This window comes from Bradyrhizobium brasilense (genome assembly GCF_029714345.1).
Classification (GTDB): Bacteria; Pseudomonadota; Alphaproteobacteria; order Rhizobiales; family Xanthobacteraceae; genus Bradyrhizobium; species Bradyrhizobium australafricanum.
In genome coordinates, this window is record NZ_CP121669.1 from 1472750 (window position 1) to 1493142 (window position 20393).

Sequence of the window (20393 nt, forward strand, 5' to 3'; positions counted from 1 at the left end):
GTGCAGGCGTACGCTCGCCCCCGCAAGCGGGAAGGTGAGTGTGCCGTGATTCACCCGGACATCATGTAGTTCAGCGCCGCGCCTTGACGCATTTTTCGTGCGAACCCGTCTTTTGTTCGCATTGAAATGCGATAGGCGTTGCGCATGGCGGACTACGACGTCGCGATCATCGGCGGTGGCCTGAACGGCACGAGCATTGCCCGTGATGCCGCCGGCCGCGGCCTGCGCGTGATCCTGCTGGAACAGGGCGATCTCGGTTCCGGCGCATCGCAGGCTTCGCCGCGGCTGGTCCATGGCGATCTGGCCGGGCTGGAACGGCGGGAGTTCTTCCGCGTCCGCCGGGCACTGAGGGAACGCGACGTGTTGCTGCGCATTGCGCCGCATCTGGTGCGGCCGGTGCGCTTCGTGATCCCGGCGCATGCCGAGGAGCGGCCGCCGTGGCAGTTGCGGTCGTTGCTGCTGCTCTACGAACGGCTGACGTCGCGCAGCGGTCTGCCGCGCTCGGCGACGCTCGATGTCACCCATCATCCGGTCGGCAATGCGCTGAAGCGGCCGTTCGGAACCGCGTTCGAATATTCCGACTGCGTCGTCGACGATTCCCGGCTCGTCGCGCTCACCGCCGTCGATGCCGCAGCGCGCGGCGCCGATATCCGCACCGGCGCGCGCGTGACCCGGGCCGAGCGCGGCGAGACCTGGCGGCTGGTCGCGATCGACCGCGGCTACCGGCGGGCGATCACGGCGCGGGCGCTGGTCAGCGCGACCGGCGCGTGGACCGCCTCGGTCGCCGACATCGTGCTGCGGGTGCCCGCGCCGCAGCTTGCGACCGTGCAGATCAGCCAGATCGTGGTGCGCCGCCTGTTCGACTGCGACAACGTCTATGTGTTTCAGAACCCTGACGGCCGGTTGATCTTCGCCAGTCCCTACGAGCGCGACTTCACCCTGATCGGCAGCGTCAGTCATCCCTTCAAGGGTGATCCGGCGGTTGTCGCAATGGGTGTGCGCGAGGAGGCCTATCTCTGCGACGCCGCCAATCGCTACTTTCGCGAACAGATCGCTCCAGTCGATGTGCTGCGGACCGTCTCCGGTGCCAATTCCGTGCTCGTGCCCGCGCGCCGGCACATGAGCGATGGCGCAGCGCTGCTCGATATCAGGCGCGGCAAGGCGCCGCTGCTCACGACCTTCGGCGGCGACGTCACCACCGCGCGGCGCCGCGCCGAGCGGGCAGTGTCGGAGTTCACGCGGTTTTATCCGATGACGCCGCGCTGGACCGCAACGGCGCCGCTGCCGGGCGGCGAGTTCGCGTGGCAGCGCTTCGAGACCGAGGTCGACATCGCCCGCGACCGCTGGCGCTTCCTCGGCGAGGCGCAGGCGCGACGGCTGGTGGCCGCCTATGGGCTGAACGTCAGGGATGTTCTGGGCGACGCCAAAGAGAAGGCCGATCTCGGCCCGGCCTTCGGTCCCGAACTGACCGGCGCCGAGGTGCGCTACCTCATGCGCAAGGAATGGGCGCGCTTTGCCGACGATATCCTGTGGCGCCGCTCCAAGCTCGGGCTGACCATGCGGCAAGCCGATCGCGACGCGCTTGCGGCGTTCATGACGAAGATGGACTAAGCGCAGCTCTCAAATCTCCCCTTGCAAAGGGGAGGTCGCTTTGCTCGCCAGAGCAAAGCGGGTGGGGATACTGCCTCCATGGCAACCAGTGTCGCTTGTGGCCGACCCCCATCCCGACCTTCCCCTTTCAGGGGTAGGGCAATCGCATATGGCCGTTTGAGGCGATCGGAGTTCCCACAAACTCGTCATGCCCGGGCTTGTCCCGGGCATCCACGTCTTCGTTTCCACGCGAAGAAAAGACGTGGATGGCCGGGACAAGCCCGGCCATGACGGCGCGGAAGAATCGGTTCATTCCATATGCGATTGCCCTGCTTTCAGGGGGAAGGAGAGTGGCTCGAGCAGCGGCTATTGCCGCGCCGCCTCCTGTGACCAGGCGAGGTCGCGCCGGGACGGACGGCGATGCAGCCGCTCCGAGATCAGGCTCGTTGCCTGCCGGCCCTGGCCGGCGCGCAGGCACGCGACGATGAAGGTGTCCTCCCACAATTCACGTTGCGCATGGCTGCCGCCGATCCGCACCAGTTCGGGCATCAGCGGCGCAAGGATGCGCACGGCGTCGTCGTGATCGCCGGCAGCGAAGGCCGCGATCCCGCGGCCGAGCCCGATCGCCGCGGGGCCCGGCGCCAGTTTGCCGTCGGCATCGCGCGCCGCCATCTCGACCAGCCGCGCCTCGAGCGCGTCGTTGTTGGTCGTGGCTGCGACCAGCGCGTGGTGCACGTCGGCGAAATGCGCGCCGGCCTTCGGAAAGTAGCCGTCGCCATAGGCGGCGACATCCTTCCACTGCTGCTCGAGACCGGTCTTGCCGGCGACCGTCAGCCGCCACAGCAGCGAGGCCGTGTCGGTGAAGATATTGAGCGGCGGATAGGGGCGGCCCGCCGGCTTGATGTGCTGCTCGTAAATGTCGAGCGCGCTGTCGGCGTCGCCTTCCTCGATCGCAATCAAGGCGAGGTGCCAGGCGAGATGGCCCTGCAGGAAACTCGTCCGGTCATTCGCCGGCAGCCAGGCGGAGAGGAAGCTGCGGCCTTCCGCCCCATTGCCCTGCTCGAACAGCGCGTGCGCCACCGCGTGCGCCGCCCCGGCATTCTCCGGCTTCAGCGCATAGCCGCGCTCGGTGATGGCGCGGCCCGAGACGAGGTCGCCGGCCTCGGTCTTCGACCAGCCGAGATAGGTGAGGAACCACCAGTCGTCGCCATAGTCGCTGATGTAGCGCTCGCAGATCGAAAGCCGCGCCGAGTCATGGTCGGGCCGGCCGGAGAACGCATAGAGGCCGAAGGCGCCGAGCAACAGCGAGAGGATCTGCGCATCGCGCGGATATTCGGCAAGGTGCTGTTCGGCTGCTGCCATCGCCTTCTTGCCCTGGCCCTCGATGACTGAGGCGATGATCTCGATGTGCTGGCGCTCGCGCGGGCTTGCGGCCGCGGCCAGCTGCCGTGCATCGGCCGCCTTGGCGCGGGCCTTGGCGCCTTCCATGTTGAGCTGGTGCACGCGGGCACCGCCGATATGGGCCATTGCGAAATCGGGGTCCTCGGCGATCGCCGCCTCGAACGCCGCATCGGCGCCATGCAGCGCCGCCAGCATGCGATCGACGCCGTCGACATAATAAGCGGCGGCGCGGTCCGAGCTCGTCGTCAGCGGCAGGCCGTAGCGGTCGTGAATCATCGGTTGCCCTCCCGGATTTGGCTGTGAAGTCTAGGGCATGCACTCATAAGGGCAACGAGCCCTTTCGGGGCTTACGTCTGCTTAGCTCTCAACAGCATCGCAAGAGCGGAAATTGCCGGAGGTCCGAGTTGGGCCAGAAACGGACCCGCTTCTGATATCAAGGCTGCGTTGATTCCGGACCTATGCCAGGTAGGCGGCACTTAGGGGCACCGAGCTCGTTTTTGAAGCACTTTGTAGCATCATGAATTGCTACCTGTTCTGCGATAAATTCCTTGGACCAGTCGCGCATGTTGGCCTTCTGGATTGCTTCCAAGACGATCCCGCGCTGAGGATCGTCTCGCAGTGTTCCGAGAACGATTCCTCGCCCGACGCCAACGTGGGCGCAGCTATCCATGTATACGAATATCTTGATGTACTTGGTATCGATTGATCCTTTGATCACTCGATCCACTCGTGCTTTCAATAGTGTGGCAGGTACGAAAATTCTGTCATATGCGAAGCTGACATTATCCGTCGCGTCATAGATGGTCGCTTCGATGACAACTGGTGCGTCGATGTCGGCCGGGACATGCTCGAAGAGGATGCCTCTTGATGAGGCTGGTGTACCCGGCAACGTACAGGCCGCTGCGCTAGTGCAAGCAGCGCAACAAGCAATCATACAGACAGCCCATGCACGAATATCGGCGAGCCAGTTATCGATCATCTCGCGACGATGCCAACTATCTGCAATGTCCGCAATGGGCCCACAAGCCGACCACGCCAGACCGCCTGGCCTGGGTCGGCTCACTTGCTGACATGCGGGGAACAGGGGGCTGGGATCAAACGGCTTGCCCCCTTCCAGTACCAATGATCTCGCCGTCTGGTCCGACAAGTGCCCCGAATAACAGAAGAAATGGGCAAGCAAGCCAAAGATAGAATCCCGACCTGGCGCTCGTTACGACCAACTCAGCATCTACGACATGCATCGAAGTTATTGCTAGGCTTGAGACGGCAAGCGCCACGGCAAGACCCGCAAAAATCAATTTGAGATGAGGCGGCATCGGCATGGCGGAAAGCAGCATCAACGGATTGGCGAACCAGCCGAGCTGCCCCTTCGAGACGCCGAGGGGACCAAAGAACAGAAACCACCAACCGATCCATTGATCCGTTGTGTGGGGTGAGCCGTGGTTGGCTTCAACAGTCACGACCACGGGCAGAAACAGCGACGCGGCAAATAAAAGGAGCGTCACGACGTAGAGTGTCGTCTGCAACCTTAAAGCATTGCGGCTCGAAATCATTGCTGCTTCGCCCGTTCACATCGAACCAAAAAGGGTGTGTTTTACGCGAGGCCACGTGTGCTGTCTCTCGATTTATATAATAGGTTGCAGCGTGTTATGCGCTGACGAAATTGGATAGTTAAAAATGCGTTTCGGCATGCGATCGTGACCGGATGTCCGAAAGACAAGAACAGATCGCACCCGGCAAATGGGCGAGATCTGATAACTCCGCGTTCGTGTGTTTAACGGTCTCTCGATTTCAAGATCCAAACCCCCGCATCACGCACTGGAGTAACGTCCCTATGTTCTGGCTTTAGGACCTCAGCGAGCCGGGACTGCACAACGCTGTCGGCGTCCTCCAGCAACTTCCGGCCAGCTTCAGTCCATTGAGCGGAGCGCGCATCGAAAATCTTCATCAGACCGTAGTCCGCCAGCACCGCTGCCGCTTGCTGAGGAGCGGACATGGCCTGGAGATCAGCGAACCCCTTTGAGCTGCCACAAAATTGATCGACCATCCCCGCGAGAGCGACCAACAAATTCATTTCGTTTTCGGTCATCTGGCGATGTTCCCATCGAGAAGCTGCTTGCCGCAACTTACTGCTAAATTCACGGTAGCGCCAAACGTCAGTTTCGAGTCAAGAGCGAGCACAAGGTTCAGAACTGAGCAAGTGTCTTCCGGTTTGGACCTCAAAGCCGATGCAACGCGCTTTTGAGTACAGGCCCAGCAGAGGCGCGGGCGTCGACAATATTGCGGGAGATGTTCTCGAAGCGGTTGAGCCGGTGGCGATCCGCCGCTAGCTTGCCGCAAGAATCGGACCTTACGGGGAATCGGGGCTTGCAGACGTGACATCGGGCGAAGCGAGTGCGAAGGCGACGCGGCCGTTGCCTGAACCGGCCGTCCCGGACATGCCGCTGCTGCGGGTCGAGGGTGTCGCCAAGTCGTTCGGCAATTTCCGCGCGGTCGACAAGCTCTCGCTCGATATCCGCGCCGGCGAATTCTTCGCGCTGCTCGGTCCGAGCGGCTGCGGCAAGACCACGCTGCTGCGCATGCTCGCCGGCTTCGAGACACCGGATGAGGGCCGCATCCTGCTCGGCGGCAGCGACATCGCGCAGGTGCTGCCGCATGAGCGGCCCGTCAACATGATGTTCCAGAACTACGCGCTGTTCCCGCATCTGTCGGTGCGCGACAACATCGCCTTCGGTCTGAAGCGTGCCGGCATGGCGCGCGCCGATATCGCCGGGCGTGTTGCCGAGATGGTGGCGCTCGTCAAGCTCGAGGGGATGGAGAAGCGCAAGCCCGACCAGCTCTCCGGCGGACAGCGGCAGCGCGTCGCGCTGGCGCGCTCGCTGGCGCGGCGCCCGCAGGTGCTGCTGCTCGACGAGCCGCTCGCCGCGCTCGACAAGAAGCTGCGCGAGAGCACGCAGGCCGAATTGATGGAGCTGCAGCGCCGGCTCGGCATGACCTTCATCATCGTCACCCACGATCAGGAGGAGGCGATGACGATGGCCGGCCGCATCGGGGTGATGGATGCCGGCCGTCTGGTTCAGGTGGCAACTCCGCGCAATCTCTACGAGGCGCCGGCCTCGCGCTGGATCGCCGAGTTCGTCGGCGACATCAATCTGTTCAACGGCGAGGTCACGTCCCGCGAGAACGGGCGCCTGACGGTCGCGACGGCTGGTGCAGGCACCCTCGCGGTCAGCGAACTGTGGCCGCCGGTGACCAAGCAGGTCGTTACGGTCGCGATCCGCCCCGAGAAGGTGAAGCTGTCGCGCCGCGCGCCGGCAACGGACGGCGGCGCGTCGCAGGCGATCAACCGGCTGGAGGGCGTCGTCACCGACGTCAACTATCTCGGCGGCGTGACCAGCTACCGGGTGAAGCTGGAGACGGGCGCGGTGGTGCGCGCGTCGATGGCCAACACCGCGCGGCTCGATGTCGATGCCTATCTCGCCGGCCAGCGTGTAGTGGCATGGTTCACCGCCGACGATTGCCTGGTGCTCGAGCAATGAGCGCGCGCCGCATCTTTGCCCGCCCGGCGCGGTTCGCCGCGATCGCGCCCTATCTGTGGATGGTGCTGTTCTTCCTGGTGCCGTTCGGCTTCGTGCTGAAGATCAGCCTGTCGCAGACCGCGATCGCGCAGCCGCCCTATACGCCGGTGTTCGATTTCACCGAGGGCCGCGCCGCGCTGGCCGCGGCGTTCGCGCAATTGTCGTTCGACAATTTCCGCCTGCTGATCTCAGACAATCTCTACATCCTGTCCTATCTGCGCAGCCTCGTCGTTGCGGTGAGCTCGACGCTGATCCTGCTCCTGATCGGTTATCCCATTGCCTACGGCATGGCGCGATTGCCGCAGCGTTGGCAGGGCGTGGCGATGATGCTGGTCATCGTGCCGTTCTGGACCTCGTTCCTGATCCGCATCTATGCCTGGATCAACATCCTGCAGCATGACGGCCTGCTCAACCAGGTTCTGCTGGCGCTTCATATCGTGTCGACGCCGGTGGTCTGGCTGTCGACCGACAGCGCGATGTATCTCGGCATCGTGTATTCCTATCTGCCGTTCATGATCCTGCCGCTCTATGCGACGCTCTCCAGGATGGACGCGTCGCTGCTGGAGGCCGCGGGCGATCTCGGCGCCTCGCCGTTGCAAGCGTTCTGGCTGGTGACGTTCCCGCTGTCGCTGCCCGGCGTCGGCGCCGGCGCGCTGCTCTGCTTCATTCCTGTTGTCGGCGAGTTCGTGATCCCCGACCTGCTCGCCGGCTCCAACTCGCTGATGATCGGGCAGACGCTGTGGCTCGAGTTCTTCACCAACAAGGACTGGCCGGTGGCGTCAGCCGCCGCGATCGCCCTGTTGCTCCTGCTGGTGCCGCCGCTCGTGCTCTACGACCGCCTGCAGCGGCGTCAGCTCGAGGCGAACCGCTGATGGCGCGCACCATCACCAGGCTCACCCGCTTCAACATGACGTCGCTGGCGCTCGGGCTGGCCTTCCTCTATCTGCCGATCGTCATCCTCGTGATCTACTCGTTCAACGCCTCGCGGCTGGTGACGGTGTGGGGCGGCTGGTCGCTGCGCTGGTACCGCGAGTTCTTCGGCGACCGCGCCATGCTGGAGGCGGCGTGGATGAGCCTGTCGGTCGCCGCGGTGTCGGCAACGCTGGCGACACTGCTGGGCACGCTGGCGGCGATCGGGCTGGCGCGCGGCGAGCGGTTCCGGGGGCGAGCGCTGTTCTCCGGCATGCTGTATTCGCCGCTGGTCATGCCCGAGGTGATCTCCGGCCTGTCGCTGCTGTTGTTGTTCGTGGCGCTGAGTGCCGAGCGCGGCTTCTGGACGGTGACGATCGCCCACACCACGCTGACGATGTGCTTCGTCACCGTCGTAGTGCAGTCGCGCCTCGCCACGCTCGACCGCAGCCTGGAGGAGGCCGCGATGGACCTCGGCTGCGATCCGGTGCGAGCGTTCCTCCTGGCGACGCTGCCGCTGATCGTGCCGGCGATCGTCGCCGGCTGGATGCTGGCCTTCACGCTGTCGCTCGACGATGTCGTGATCGCGAGCTTCACCACCGGCCCGGGCTCGGCGACGCTGCCGATCCGGATCTATTCCGAGGTCCGGCTCGGCGTGAAGCCCGAGATCAACGCGATCTGCACGCTGGTGATCGCGCTGATCGCCGTGATCATCGTGGTCGCCTCGTTCGCCTCGAAACTGTCGAGCGCGCGCGGCGAGAGCGCCGCGCCGCTATGAAGTCCGTCACGACTTGACGGCGCCGGCGGTCAATCCGCCCACCATGTAGCGCTTGAAGGCGTAATAGACCGCAGCCGGCGGCAACGCGTAGATGAAGCCGGTGGTCATCAGGAGCTCCCACGGCGAGTCGTCCGCGGCGAGGAAGTTGCCGAGCGCGACCGGCAGCGTGATGTCGGTGTCCTTCGACAGCAGCAGGAACGCGTAGAGATATTCGTTCCACGCAAGCAGGATCGCATAGGTGCCGACCGCAACCAGTGACGGCATCATCAAGGGCACGTAGACCAGGCGGAACAGCTGCAGCGTGGTGGCGCCGTCCATCGTCGCGGCCTCGTCGAGCTCGACCGGCAGCTTGTCGGAGGCCTGCTTCAGGACCCAGATCGCATAGGGCGCGGCGATCGTCACCATCGCGAGGATCAGCGACCAGTGATTGTTGAGCAGGCCGTAATTGCCCATGGTGCGGTACATCGGCACGGCGAGGAACGCGGCCGGAATGAAGTAGGTGAACAGCGCCATGTTCATGACGGCGCGGCCGCCCGGCACGCGCAGCCGCGAGATCGAGAACGCGGCGGCGGTGGCGACGAACAACGTCAGCGCGCCGACCGCGAGCGCGATCACGGTCGAATTCCAGAACTGGATCCAGAAGTCGCGCAGGAAGTAGTGCTGCTGGTTGAACACGATCTCGAAATTGTGCAGCGTCGGATGCGTCGGCCACAGCTTGCCGGAGAACGCGTCCTCCTTGGGCGAGATCGCGAACACGAACATGTGGTAGATCGGGATCATGGTCCAGATGAAGACCGGGATGCCGATCAGCAGCAGCTTGGCTTCGGTGCCGACTTCGCGGAGGGTGGGCAGCTTCATCGCGACAACCGTTTCATCATGAAATAGACCAGCGGCAGCACGAACGGCATCGCGCAGACGATCGAGGCCATCGCCAGCGAGAGTTGGTCGAGGCGCAGATAGCGGATGCCGAGGGTCGACAGCACGTGGGTGAGGTCGGCGGGCCCGCCGCCGGTGAGCAAATAGACGCTGTTGAAGTCGCCGAGCGTCCAGATCATCGAGAGCAGCGTGCAGGTGATGTAGAGCGTCTGCATCGACGGCCAGGTGATGTAGCGGAATTTCTGCCACCAATTGGCGCCGTCGACGTCGGAGGCCTCGTACAGATCGTGCGAGATGGCGAGCCGCCCGGTCAGCAGGATCAGCGTCCAGAACGGCAGCGACTTCCAGATGTGCACGCCGATTGCCATCGCCAATGCAACCGAGGGATCGTTCAGCCAGTTCGGGCCGTCGTCGCCGGTGAACTTGAAGATCAGCTGGTTGACCACGCCCCATTCCGGATTGAGCATGAAGCGCACCGACAGGATGGTCGGGATCGAGGGCACCGCCCAGGGCAGGATGAAGATCACCGACAGCCACCTGATCCAGGGCCGCTGCTGGGCGAAGAAGCCGGACAGGAACAGCGCGATCAGCATCTTGATGTTGATGCCGATGACCAGGAAGATCAGCGTGTTGACCGCCGCGCGCGCGAAGATCGGGTCGTGATAGAGCGCGACATAGCTCGCCGGATGGCGCGCCAGCCACAGGCCGTAGCCGACCGGATAGACCACGAAGGCGAGGAAGACGAGCAGATAGGGCGCGAGCAGCACGATGCCCCAGACCTGCGGCGGCGACAGCCGCGCCGACAACGGCGGCGAGGGGACATCGGATGCGGAGAGTGTGATCGCCATTCGGTTACTCTAAGATGTCGCCTACGTCGTCGTCCCGGCGAAGGCCGGGACCCATAACCACAGGGCCCGGCCGTTGCCAGAAAGCCGTCGACCAGCCTGCTCCCAAATTACTGCCTCGGCGTATGGGTCCCGGCTTTCGCCGGGACGACGCGGAGCAAGGGGCGGCAGTGCCGGTCATCGTTGATGTTACCCCGCGACCTGCTTGATGCGGGCGATCAACTCGTCGACGGCCTTGTCCACCGGCACCTTCTCGCTGACGACGCGGTTCATGGCCTTGGCCCAGACGTTCTCGTTGTTCAGGATGGTGAACTTCCAGTTCTTGGTAAAGTCGAACGGCGCGGTGCCGCCGGTGAACTGATTGTAGACCGCCTTGCGATGCCGGTCAGCCTGCCAGAACGGGCTCGCCTGGCTTGCCTTGGTCACCGGGAACCAGCGGCCGAGCGCGCCCTCGACATAGGGCCGCAAATTGTCTTCCTGCATCAGGAAGGCAATGAACTGCTTGCCTTCCGCCTTGTTCTTGGCGTTGGCGAAGATCAGCCCGGTCTTGACGTCGGAGCGGTAGCGGATCGTCGATCCGTCCGGCGCCTTCGGGAAGGACGCGGTGATGATGTCCTGCTCATAGGCCTGCTTGCCGGCGGCGCGCTGCGCGTCGGTCAGTGCCGGGTTGGTGGAATCCTCGAACCACTTGGCCGCGATCGAGATCGTGAAGTTGTGGGTCATCACGATCGTCTTGTTGTGGAACGCGACGTTGTTGTCCGGGTCCTTCCAGGTCGTGGAGGAGGGCGGCGAGCAGGCCTTGATGTAGGTGTCGGTGTAGTCCTTCAGCGCGTGGATCAACCCGTCGCGCACCTTGGGATCGTCGACCAGGAGCTTGCCGTCGTCGTCGACCAGCTTGACGTGATAGGCGTCCATGAAGGTGTAGAACGACTGGAACGAGTCGGTGGATTCCACGCCCATCGGCTGGCCGACGCCGTAGATGCGCTGGCCGGTCGCCTTGCGGATCGCCGGCTGCACCTTGTCGCACCAGAACGACCAGTAATCCTCCCACTTGGTCGGGATGTCGGCGGCCTTGAAGCCGGCCTTCTCGAGCATGTCGCCCCAGATCTGGACGTGCATGCTCTGCTGCTTCAGCGGGAAGCCGTAATAGGCCTTCTTCTTGGCGACGTCGTTGTAGAGCAGCGCCGTCTCCAGCGTGTTCGGCGCGAACGCGTCCTTCATCGGCAGCAGGATGTCCGAGAGATCCTCGAGCTTGCCTTCATAGGCCCATTTGCCCTGCGCCTGCACGTCGTAGGAGTCGGAATAGGCGACGTCGGGCACGGTGCCGGAATCGAGCGCGGCGACCGTCTTCGGAATCATGTCCTGGATCGCGTATTGCGACAGTTCGACCTTGATGCCGGTCTTGGCTTCGAATTTCTTGATCGTCTCGAGCAGCGCGTCGTCTTCGGATTTGTAAAATCCCTTGCCCCACCAGACGGTGATCGTCTTGCCCTGGGCGAGAGCGGGTGCAGTTGCGGCGAACAGGCCGACCGCGGCGACCGCAATTGATAGCGCACCGATAACCTTGGATCTCACGTTGTTCTCCCTCATGAGGCCGGCTTTTTAACCGGTTGGAGAAAACACTAGCGCATGCCCGTGACCCGATAAAGATGTCGCGCCGCCGACTTGTGTAGGGGTTTGCGGCGAGCGCGTGGATCGGTCCCGGTGCATCGATGCGCAAAGTGAATGGATTCGATCAGTTCGACTTCGCATTCTCGGCCGACGCCGCCGGTGCGCCGCCGGGCGCGCCTGCCGCAGCATCGGGCGCCGCCGCGGGCCGTGCGGCTCCTCCGCCGGTGAAGCGCTCGATCACCGAGCGCACCGCGTCGCGGGTCTTGCGATCCTTCACGGCATCGAGCAGCGGAGCGGAGGCCGGCGAGCGGCGGATCAGGCTTTCCGGATCGGGGAAGATCAGCGGATCGTCCCACGGGCCCTGGATCACGAAGGGCAGATCGAAACCGTTGCCGCCGGCCGATGCCGAGGTCAGGCTGGCGACGCCCTTGAGATCGTATTCGCGCGACGGCACCGAGGCCGTGCCGGTCAGCGTGATCTTCGCCGTGGGGCTTTCGACATGAATGTCGTCAGCGGTCGCGACGCCGTCGGCGAATTTCACCGAGATGCTGAGATTGTCGTAGGGGGTCGAGCCGGAGCGGAAATTGCCGCCGCCGGACAGCGGCCGCTTCTCCAGCCGCTTCAATAGCTGCTCGACATTGAAGCCCGCGATCGCGCCGTCATGCCCGTTCAGCGTCGCGGTGCCGTCGAGCGACGACGCGAGCCCGAACGGGCTCGAGCCCGAGGCGGTCAGCGAGACGTTCAGGTTGCCGCGGCCGGACAGCTTGTTGATGCCGAACAATTCGCTGGCGCAGGCCTGCAGATCGACATCGGTGAACTGGAATTGCGCCCTGACGTCGGCGACCGCATCCGAGCGCGCGATCGCGAACGAGCCTTTGGCGATGCCGCCATACATCTGCGCCTCGCCGACGCTGAGCGCCAGCGCGCCGCCGCGCAGATTGGCGCCGAACGCGGTGCGGCCGAGCTTGGACGGGCCGACCGTCACCTTGGCCGCCGACAGGCGCATGTCGAGATCGGTCGACGACAGCGAGGACAGGTCGAACAGCTGCCTGTTCCAGTCGCGCTGGCCGCTGGCCAGCAGGCGGAACGTCGAGATGTAAGGCGTGAAATCGAGATTGCCGGCGGCAAGCGTCGCCTGCAGCGTCTGCCGGCCGTTATTGGCGTAGGTCATCACGCCCTCGGCGACGTTGCCGTCGAGCTCGACATTGACATTGGTGAGCGCGACCGAGCCGCCGACCACATTGGCCCGGGCCTTCAGCGCGAAGCGGCCGAAGCCGCCACCGCCGCCGGGCGGGGCCTGGCCCATCCAGCGCAACGCGTTGCGCAGCGACGGTGAGTCCATGGTGGCGACGCCTTCCATCATCAGGCTGGTGCGGTTGGCGACGGTTCCGTCGAAAGCAACCTTCAGCGGCGCGCTGGCGAGCCGTGCCTTCAGGCCGGAGCGGTCGCCCGACAGCAGCGCGACGAAGTCGCTGGCGCTGATCGAGCCGTCGACGCGTTCGCCGCGCCAGTCGAACTGGCCGGTTGCGGCAAAGGAGCGCGAGATCGAGGGCCAGGCCAGCGACAGGTCGATATCGCCGAGCTGTTCGGAGATGTTGTTGGTGCCGTCCTGGTAGTTCAGCTCGCCGTCCTGGATCCGGATTTCGGAGAACGACACCTGGTTCTCGGCGCCGGGCGTCATCGCCTTGGCGATGGTCTCGACGAACGGCGTCCAGTTGCTCTCGCCGGCGCCGTCGCGGACCACGTGGATATGCGGACGGAGCATCATGACGTCGGCAATCTCGAACCGCCGCAGCAACAGCGGCAGCAGGCGCAGATTGGCGGTCAGCACGTCGACCTGCAGGGCGGGACCGATGGTATCGGCGCCCTTCAGCCCGACATTATGAAAGGAGACGTAGCTGCCGGGAAAAACCGAGACGTCGATCGGACCGTTGACGACGAGTTCGAGCCCGGTCACGGCGCGGATCTGCGCTTCCACCGCGCGCTGGAGCGCGTCCCGGTTGAGGAACCACGACGTTCCGACCAGCCCGACCAGCGCCAGGCCGAAAAGCGCCGCGATCGGCATCCCCAGGCGCTTAATTCCTTGGGCCATCGTCAATGACATATCCGGGTCGGGTTGAATTTTGTCGGGTCGTCGTCGAACACAGCGGGCTCTCGCCGGAGGCCCCTGCCAACCCACGCAACTTGAAGGGTTTTCTTGTCGCTTTCAAGGCCATGTTGCTGCCGTGGGCCGCCGCCCGTCGCCGCACCGGGCCGTGATTGACGCATTGCGAAGATTTCGCCTAATAATCCGCTTTGCCACAGCCGTTCCGCGCCCTCCATCAGGTATTCGCTGCATGAATAAAGTTTATCCCGACGCCAAATCGGCACTCGATGGTCTCCTCAAGGACGGCATGATGATCATGTCGGGCGGCTTCGGCCTCTGCGGCATCGCCGAGACCCTGTCCGACGCGATCCGCGACTCCGGCGTCAAGGGCCTCACCGTCGTCTCCAACAATGCCGGCGTCGACGGCATCGGCCTCAGCCGGCTGCTGGAGACCCGCCAGATCAAGAAGATGATCTCGTCCTATGTCGGCGAGAACAAGCTGTTCGCCCAGCAGTACCTCGCCGGCGAGCTCGAGCTCGAGTTCAACCCGCAGGGCACGCTGGCCGAGCGCATCCGCGCCGGCGGCGCCGGAATCCCGGCCTTCTACACCAAGACCGGCGTCGGCACGCTGATCGCCGAGGGCAAGGAAGTGAAGGAATTCGACGGCGAGAAGTACATCATGGAGCGCGGCCTGTTCGCCGACGTCGCCATCGTCCATGCCTGGAAGGGCGATACCGCCGGCAACCTGGTCTACCGCAAGACCGCGCGCAACTTTAACCCGATGATGGCGACCGCCGCGAAGGTCACCGTTGCCGAGGTCGAGCACCTGGTGCCGGCCGGCGAGATCGACCCGGACCACATCCATACCCCCGGCATCTTCGTCAAACGCATCGTCGAAGTCGGGACCGGCAAGAAGCGGATCGAGTTCCGCAACACCCGTCCGCGGCCCGCCGCCTAAAACCCATTTCTTCAGGAGAGCCACATGGCCTGGACCCGTGAACAGATGGCCGCCCGCGCCGCCAAGGAGTTGCGCGACGGCTATTACGTCAATCTCGGCATCGGCATTCCGACGCTGGTCTCGAACTACATCCCCGACGGCATCGACGTCAGCCTGCAGAGCGAGAACGGCATGCTCGGCATGGGCCCGTTCCCCTATGAGGACGAGGTCGACGCCGACCTGATCAACGCCGGCAAGCAGACCGTGAGCGAGCTGCCCTCGACCAGCTATTTCTCGTCGGCCGATTCCTTCGGCATGGTGCGCGGCGGCCATATCGATCTATCGATCCTCGGCGCCATGCAGGTGGCGCAGAACGGCGACCTCGCCAACTGGATGATCCCCGGCAAGATGGTGAAGGGCATGGGCGGCGCCATGGACCTCGTCGCCGGCGTCAAGCGCGTCGTGGTCGTGATGGAGCATTCCGCCAAGGACGGCGCGAAGCTGCTCAAGCAGTGCAACCTGCCGCTGACCGGCGAGCGCGTGGTCGACATGGTCGTCACGGATTTGGCGGTGTTCACCATCGACAAGCACGGCAAGGACGGCATGGCGCTGATCGAGCTCGCCGACGGCGTCACGCTCGACGAGGTCAAGGCCAAGACCGAGGCCGAATTCCGCGTCGCGCTGAAGAACACCTGAGATGATCGGCGCGGGACGATCCTCGATCCGTCCCGCACGATCCGATGACGCCGGCTTCATCGCCGGCGTTGTCCTGGCCGCGCAGCGCGGCCCGTTGCCGCGCGGCTGGTTCGACATCGCGCTCGACCGGGGCGAGGCGGAATGCCTGGCGTTCATGACGCGGCTCGCCGTGGCGCGGGTGCGGTCATGGTATCACGTCGCCCATTTCCTGATCGCTGAAGTCGATGGCGTGCCGGCCGCCGCGCTGTGCGCGATGCCGGCATCCGGAACGGTCGTCGCGGCACGTGCGGCGATCGAGGAAGTCGCAGCAGAGACCGGCATGGATGCCGATGCCATCGTCGCGCGCGGCGGCTATGCCCGTAACTGCTGGGTGCAAGGCGGCGAGGGCGACTGGCTGATCGAGCATGTCGCCCGACAAGCGTCCCATCGCAGCGGCGGCCTGGTGCAGGACTTGATCCGCCGCGCACTCGCCGACGGCAAGGCGGCCGGTTACACGCAGGCATCGATCTCGTTCCTGATCGGCAACGACGCCGCCGAACGTTGCTACGCCAGGGCCGGCTTCACCTTCGCCGAAGAGAAGCGCGACGCCGCCTTCGAAGCGATGACCGGCGCGCCCGGCTTTCGCAGATTTGCGCGGGCGATGTGAATAGGGCGCACGGCGAACGGCCCGCATATACATCTGTCGTCCCGGCTAAGGCCGGGACCCATACGCCGCGGCGGATGTTGCAGGCGGGACTCGTCGTTGCAATCGCGCATGACAATTCGCGTCGGTGGTTATGGGTCCCGGCCTTCGCCGGGACGACAGTGGGTGTGCGGCACGATTTGTGAGTCATACGCCCGCATTCTCGCGACATGGCTTGTCCGAGTTGACAGGTTTTTGCTGAGTTGCCCGTCGGGCAGCCACACGGCGCGGCACATTCGGCGCCCGCCGTCGCCGGCTTGTCCGGTCGTCCATGCAATGGCAGAATTGCACCATGATGTGCAAAATCGGACACGGGCCATGCCACTCATCCGGATCTGGGTCTATGACGGCATCCTCGCTTCGGGCGTGGCGGGGATTGTCGACGTGTTCACCGCCGCCAATTCGGTGACGGCGCGGCGGCCGCGACGTCGCAGCGGCATGCCGTCACAGCTGCGGTGGCGCGTCGAGTCCTTGAATGGCCGGCCGGTCCAGACGGCGTCAGGCCAGGTCATCGGCGTCGATGGGCTGATCGGCGCGCGGTCTTCGGCAGACGCGGTGGTGATCCCGGGACCGTTCGTCGGCGATATCGAACGTTTCTTCGCGCGCCTCGATACCGTCGAGCCGCTGCTCGCGGCTCTGCGCCGGCAGCATGAGCGCGGTACCCTGCTCGCGTCCTATTGCACCGGCAGCTTCATCCTCGCCGAGGCCGGCCTGCTCGACGGCAGGGTTGCGACCACCCATTGGGCGAGGGGACGGACATTCGCGATGCGCTACCCGGCGGTGGATCTGCGCGTCGCCGAGATCCTCACCGAGCAGAACCGCATTGTCTGCTCCGGCGCGGTGACCACCTCGCTCAATCTCGCGCTTCGGCTGGTCGAGAAGTTCGCCGGTGCCGATGTCGCCGCCGAGACCGGCAAGCTCATGTTGATCGACAGCAATCGCATCTCGCAGGCCCCCTATGTCAGCCGCACGTCCGACACGCAGCACTCCGATGCGCTGGTGGCGCGGGCGCAGAGTATGATGGAGAAGTCGCTGCAGCAGGGCTTCAGCCTTGCCAGGCTGGCCCGCGACCTTTCGGTCAGCGAGCGGACGTTGAACCGCCGCTTCAAGCTGGCGGTCGGCGAGGCGCCCTTGCAATATCTGCAGGCGCTGCGGGTGGATGTCGCCAAGCGCCTGATCGAAACCACGCGGCTGAAGCTCGACGCGGTCAGCGCGCGCGTCGGCTACAACGATCTGTCGACCTTCCGTCGTCTGTTCAAGCGCGAAACCGGGCTCTCGCCCCGCGAATACCAGCGCCGGTTCGTGCGCAGGGCTCCCGCCGCCTGAGAAGGCCGTGTCCGAATTTGCCCTGAGAATGGCGATACTGCCACTGCCGCCGGGAGCACGCCGCGCATAGACCTCGTCCTGTCAACAACAGGAGGTCTCTCAATGCCGATGATCGACGTGACAATTCCCGAAGGAGCCCTGAAGCCGGAAGCGGAAGCGCGGCTCATCAAGGAGCTCGGCGATATCCTGATCGGCCACGAGGGATTCGATCCGGCGAACAAGGTTGCGCAAGGCGTCACCGTTGTCTTCCTGCATCGGCCGGCCGCCGTTTATGTGGCGGGCCAGCCGTCGCCATCGCCACGATTTCGCATCGTCCCGACGGTCCCCGAAGGGCAGTACACCGAAGCCTCGCGCGCGGCCTTGGTGAAGGACGTCACCGATGCGGTGGTGCGCGCCGCCGGCGGTTCGTTCGACGATGTGGCGCCGCAGGTCTGGGTGTTTCCGACCGAGGTCCCCGACGGCCAGTGGGGCAGCCGTGGCGTCATTCGTCCGCTGCCGGACATCCAGGCCTTCATCGCCGGCGAGCACGAGCGCAAGGTCGGCGAGGCGCGTCTGGCGCGACGGCGGCGCGTCAAGGCGCTGGAGTTGCTTGCGGGCGCGCTCGACGCTGCCCGCAAGGGCGTCGACTGACGCGGGCACAACCATGACATCCGACACGCATTTCAGGCTCGCGGCGGTCCAGGCCGCCGCGGTGCCATTCGATCGCGACGCATCGGTGGAGAAGGCCTGCCGCCTGATCGGCGAGGCCGGCGCCATGGGGGCGACGATCGCCGCCTTCGGCGAGACCTGGCTGCCCGGCTATCCCTTCTTCTGTCACGCGCCGACCGGGCCGAACACGTTTCGCGCGATGGCCGAGTATCTCGACAACGCGGTCGAGATTCCCTCGCCCACGACCGATCGGCTCTGCGCCGCCGCCGAGGCCGCGGGACTGGATGTCGTGATCGGCATCGCCGAACGTGATGCCGTGACCAAGGGCACGGTCTACTGCACGCTGCTGTTCATCGGCCGCGAGGGACGGCTGCTCGGCCGCCATCGCAAGCTGAAGCCCACCTTCAACGAGCGCTCGGTGTGGGCCGATGGCGATGCGGCGGGTCTGCGCGTGCATGAGCGGCCCTATGGCCGGATCAGCGGCCTCAATTGCTGGGAGCACAACACGATGCTGCCCGGCTATGCGCTGGCCGCGCAGGGAACGCAGATCCACGTCGCGGCGTGGCCGGGGCGGGAGCCTGCGGTGGCGCCACCGTCGCCGACGCCGCTCTGGCCGCGGCAGTTGTTGCTGTCGCGAGCGTTCGCCTCGCAAGCCGGCTGCTACGTCATCGCGGTCGGCGGCATGCGCTCGCACGAAATCACGCCGGAACGCTACCGCGAACTCTCGACGATCGAGTACAGCGGTGACAGCGTCATCATCGATCCGCGCGGCGAGGTCATCGCCGGTCCGGCGCAGGGCGAGGCCATCCTGATCGCGGACGGCTCGCGGGAGGCTGTGCTCGCCGCCAAGGCGCTGTGCGATATCGGCGGCCATTATTCGCGCCCCGACCTGCTGCGGCTGATCGTCGACCGCAATCCGCAGGAGCGGGTCATCGACTGCGGATTCGCCGGGCGTGTCACGCCGGAGATGTGGGAATGACGCGACGGCGCGGGCAACCCGCGCCGTCAAAGCCTGTCGCGAGAAAGGTCGCTCCGTGTCACGAAGCTTCCTGCGGAATTGCGGATGGTGATTCCTCGCCCTTGAGCTCCTCGAGACTGCGGTGCCGCGGCTCGATGCCGAGCGCCCATACGGTGATGATCTGCACGATGAGCAGTCCGATCATCAGGGCCATCACGCCGGCGACGCCGCGCGCTTCGAACAGCATCACGACCAGGAATGGTGTCACGATGGTGGCACCTCGACCGAGTGTGTTGACGATGCCGGATGCCCGCAGCCGCACCTCGGTCGGGAACAGTTCGGGAATATAGATGCCGAACAACAGCGCGACCAGGACATAGATCGGCACGGTCAGCGCGAAGCCGACGGCCGGCAGCAGGAACGGATCCGAGATCATCGGATAGATCACGCCGAGGATGATCGATATCAGCGATGCGCCGATGATCGTGGGCTTGCGGCCCCAGCGGTCGGCGGTCAGGGCGCCGATCGCCGAGCCGATCGGCGCGCCAAGCGCCATCAGCAGCGAGTAGCCGAACGAGGTCGCGACGGACAGGCCCTGCTTGATGAAGAACACCGGCAGCCAGGTCACGAAACCGTAGAGCAGCGTATTGATGGTAATCAGGCATACCGCGCCGACGATCATGCGGGACAGCAGCGGCGCGGTGAACAGCGTGGCGAGATCGGGCGACACCGGAGCCGGCGTTGCAGCCGCGGGCGCCGGCAAGGGCTGCCCCTGGGAAGCTTCCTTCTCGATCGCCTGCATCAGCGCCTCGGCCTCGGCGGTGCGTCCCACCGCCTCCAGCCAGCGCGGCGACTCCGGCAGCGACTTGCGCAGGTACCAGACGATCAAGGCGCCGACGCCGCCCAGCACGAACATCGCGCGCCAGCCGAATTGCGGGACGACGACCGATGCGACCAGCAGCGCGATGGGCAGGCCGGTCACGACGCAGACGGCGGTGAAGCCGAGCCACTTGCCGCGGCTCCGGGCCGGCACGAACTCGGTCATCGTGGAATAGCCGACAACATTTTCGGCGCCGAGACCGACGCCCATCACGAAACGGCAGGCAATCAGAAAGGCCATGTTTGGCGCAAACGCCGCCGCCAGGGACGCGATGCCGAACAGCAGCAGATTGAACTGGTAGGTGAAACGCCGTCCGTAACGGTCGCCGAGGAAGCCGGTGCCGAAAGATCCGAGCATCATGCCGACGAAGGTTGCGGAGATGAACGCGGCGTTTTGGGCGAGCGTCGAGAACCCGGTTTTCAGCGTCACGCCGAGCACGGTGCCGGCGATATAGATGTCGAAACCGTCGAAGAACATTCCGATCCCGATCAGGATCATGATCCGGCGATGGAATGGTCCGATTGGTAGCCGATCGAGGCGGCTCCCGGCATTGACCGATGTCGACATATGCGCTCTCCCCTTGACTGTTTCC

Annotated in this window: 19 protein-coding genes; 10 read left to right on the top strand and 9 right to left on the bottom strand. The window is 65.0% G+C overall.

Features of this window, described 5'->3' with window-relative positions; all coding sequences use genetic code 11:
• The first annotated feature begins 144 nt into the window (after positions 1-144).
• The gene (locus tag QA635_RS06605; protein ID WP_283068000.1) at positions 145-1611 is read left to right on the top strand and encodes a glycerol-3-phosphate dehydrogenase; all 1467 of its coding nucleotides are present in this window, start codon (positions 145-147) and stop codon (positions 1609-1611) included.
• 345 nt (positions 1612-1956) lie between these two features.
• Here the strand turns inward: QA635_RS06605 and QA635_RS06610 are convergent, their stop codons facing one another.
• The 4 genes from QA635_RS06610 to QA635_RS06625 all read right to left on the bottom strand — a co-directional run bounded on the left by QA635_RS06610 (position 1957) and on the right by QA635_RS06625 (position 5080).
• Entirely contained in the window at positions 1957-3186 is a 1230-nt protein-coding gene (locus tag QA635_RS06610; protein ID WP_283071486.1) for a tetratricopeptide repeat protein, read from the bottom strand.
• Between the two features lie 238 nt (positions 3187-3424).
• Positions 3425-3970, bottom strand: coding sequence for a hypothetical protein (locus QA635_RS06615; RefSeq protein ID WP_283068002.1), 546 nt, complete (start codon positions 3968-3970; stop codon positions 3425-3427).
• 115 nt (positions 3971-4085) lie between these two features.
• The gene (locus QA635_RS06620; protein ID WP_283068004.1) at positions 4086-4544 is read right to left on the bottom strand and encodes a hypothetical protein; all 459 of its coding nucleotides are present in this window, start codon (positions 4542-4544) and stop codon (positions 4086-4088) included.
• Between the two features lie 221 nt (positions 4545-4765).
• Positions 4766-5080, bottom strand: a complete 315-nt coding sequence (locus QA635_RS06625) for a hypothetical protein (protein WP_283068006.1) — start codon at positions 5078-5080, stop codon at positions 4766-4768.
• Between the two features lie 349 nt (positions 5081-5429).
• On the opposite strand from QA635_RS06625, the gene QA635_RS06630 reads away from it, so the two are divergent.
• Genes QA635_RS06630 through QA635_RS06640 form a run of 3 tightly spaced genes read left to right on the top strand, consistent with a single transcriptional unit; the run spans position 5430 to position 8256 of the window.
• Complete coding sequence (locus tag QA635_RS06630; protein WP_283071488.1) at positions 5430-6530, top strand: ABC transporter ATP-binding protein; 1101 nt, start codon at positions 5430-5432, stop codon at positions 6528-6530.
• Positions 6527-7441, top strand: coding sequence for an ABC transporter permease (locus tag QA635_RS06635; RefSeq protein ID WP_283068008.1), 915 nt, complete (start codon positions 6527-6529; stop codon positions 7439-7441). Before QA635_RS06630 ends, QA635_RS06635 begins: the two co-directional genes overlap by 4 nt.
• The gene (locus tag QA635_RS06640; protein WP_283068010.1) at positions 7441-8256 is read left to right on the top strand and encodes an ABC transporter permease; all 816 of its coding nucleotides are present in this window, start codon (positions 7441-7443) and stop codon (positions 8254-8256) included. Before QA635_RS06635 ends, QA635_RS06640 begins: the two co-directional genes overlap by 1 nt.
• 6 nt (positions 8257-8262) lie before the next feature.
• Here QA635_RS06640 and QA635_RS06645 read toward each other — a convergent pair whose 3' ends face one another.
• From QA635_RS06645 to QA635_RS06660, 4 genes are all read right to left on the bottom strand, one after another.
• A complete protein-coding gene (locus tag QA635_RS06645) occupies positions 8263-9114 on the bottom strand; it encodes a carbohydrate ABC transporter permease (protein ID WP_016843362.1) in 852 nt (283 codons plus the stop codon).
• Positions 9111-9980, bottom strand: coding sequence for a carbohydrate ABC transporter permease (locus QA635_RS06650; protein WP_283068014.1), 870 nt, complete (start codon positions 9978-9980; stop codon positions 9111-9113). The genes QA635_RS06645 and QA635_RS06650 overlap by 4 nt, the downstream gene beginning before the upstream one ends.
• A gap of 186 nt (positions 9981-10166) precedes the next feature.
• Positions 10167-11552: an ABC transporter substrate-binding protein gene (locus QA635_RS06655; RefSeq protein ID WP_092085237.1), complete on the bottom strand. Its 1386-nt coding sequence runs from the start codon at positions 11550-11552 to the stop codon at positions 10167-10169.
• A gap of 160 nt (positions 11553-11712) precedes the next feature.
• Positions 11713-13680, bottom strand: coding sequence for an AsmA family protein (locus tag QA635_RS06660; RefSeq protein WP_076829623.1), 1968 nt, complete (start codon positions 13678-13680; stop codon positions 11713-11715).
• Between the two features lie 244 nt (positions 13681-13924).
• On the opposite strand from QA635_RS06660, the gene QA635_RS06665 reads away from it, so the two are divergent.
• From QA635_RS06665 to QA635_RS06690, 6 genes are all read left to right on the top strand, one after another.
• Entirely contained in the window at positions 13925-14632 is a 708-nt protein-coding gene (locus QA635_RS06665; protein WP_283068018.1) for a CoA transferase subunit A, read from the top strand.
• A gap of 24 nt (positions 14633-14656) precedes the next feature.
• Positions 14657-15307, top strand: a complete 651-nt coding sequence (locus QA635_RS06670) for a 3-oxoacid CoA-transferase subunit B (RefSeq protein ID WP_076861292.1) — start codon at positions 14657-14659, stop codon at positions 15305-15307.
• A 1-nt stretch (position 15308) separates the two neighbouring features.
• Entirely contained in the window at positions 15309-15953 is a 645-nt protein-coding gene (locus tag QA635_RS06675; protein ID WP_283068023.1) for an N-acetyltransferase, read from the top strand.
• Positions 15954-16307: 354 nt separating this feature from the next.
• Positions 16308-17315: a GlxA family transcriptional regulator gene (locus QA635_RS06680; protein WP_283068025.1), complete on the top strand. Its 1008-nt coding sequence runs from the start codon at positions 16308-16310 to the stop codon at positions 17313-17315.
• Positions 17316-17417: 102 nt separating this feature from the next.
• Positions 17418-17945 (top strand): tautomerase family protein, encoded by a 528-nt coding sequence (locus QA635_RS06685; RefSeq protein ID WP_283068028.1) that lies wholly within the window; start codon positions 17418-17420, stop codon positions 17943-17945.
• Positions 17946-17958: 13 nt separating this feature from the next.
• Entirely contained in the window at positions 17959-18942 is a 984-nt protein-coding gene (locus tag QA635_RS06690) for a carbon-nitrogen hydrolase family protein (protein WP_283068030.1), read from the top strand.
• 58 nt (positions 18943-19000) lie between these two features.
• On the opposite strand, the gene QA635_RS06695 is transcribed toward QA635_RS06690, so the two are convergent.
• The gene (locus QA635_RS06695; protein WP_028336020.1) at positions 19001-20368 is read right to left on the bottom strand and encodes an MFS transporter; all 1368 of its coding nucleotides are present in this window, start codon (positions 20366-20368) and stop codon (positions 19001-19003) included.
• Between the last annotated feature and the right edge of the window lie 25 nt (positions 20369-20393).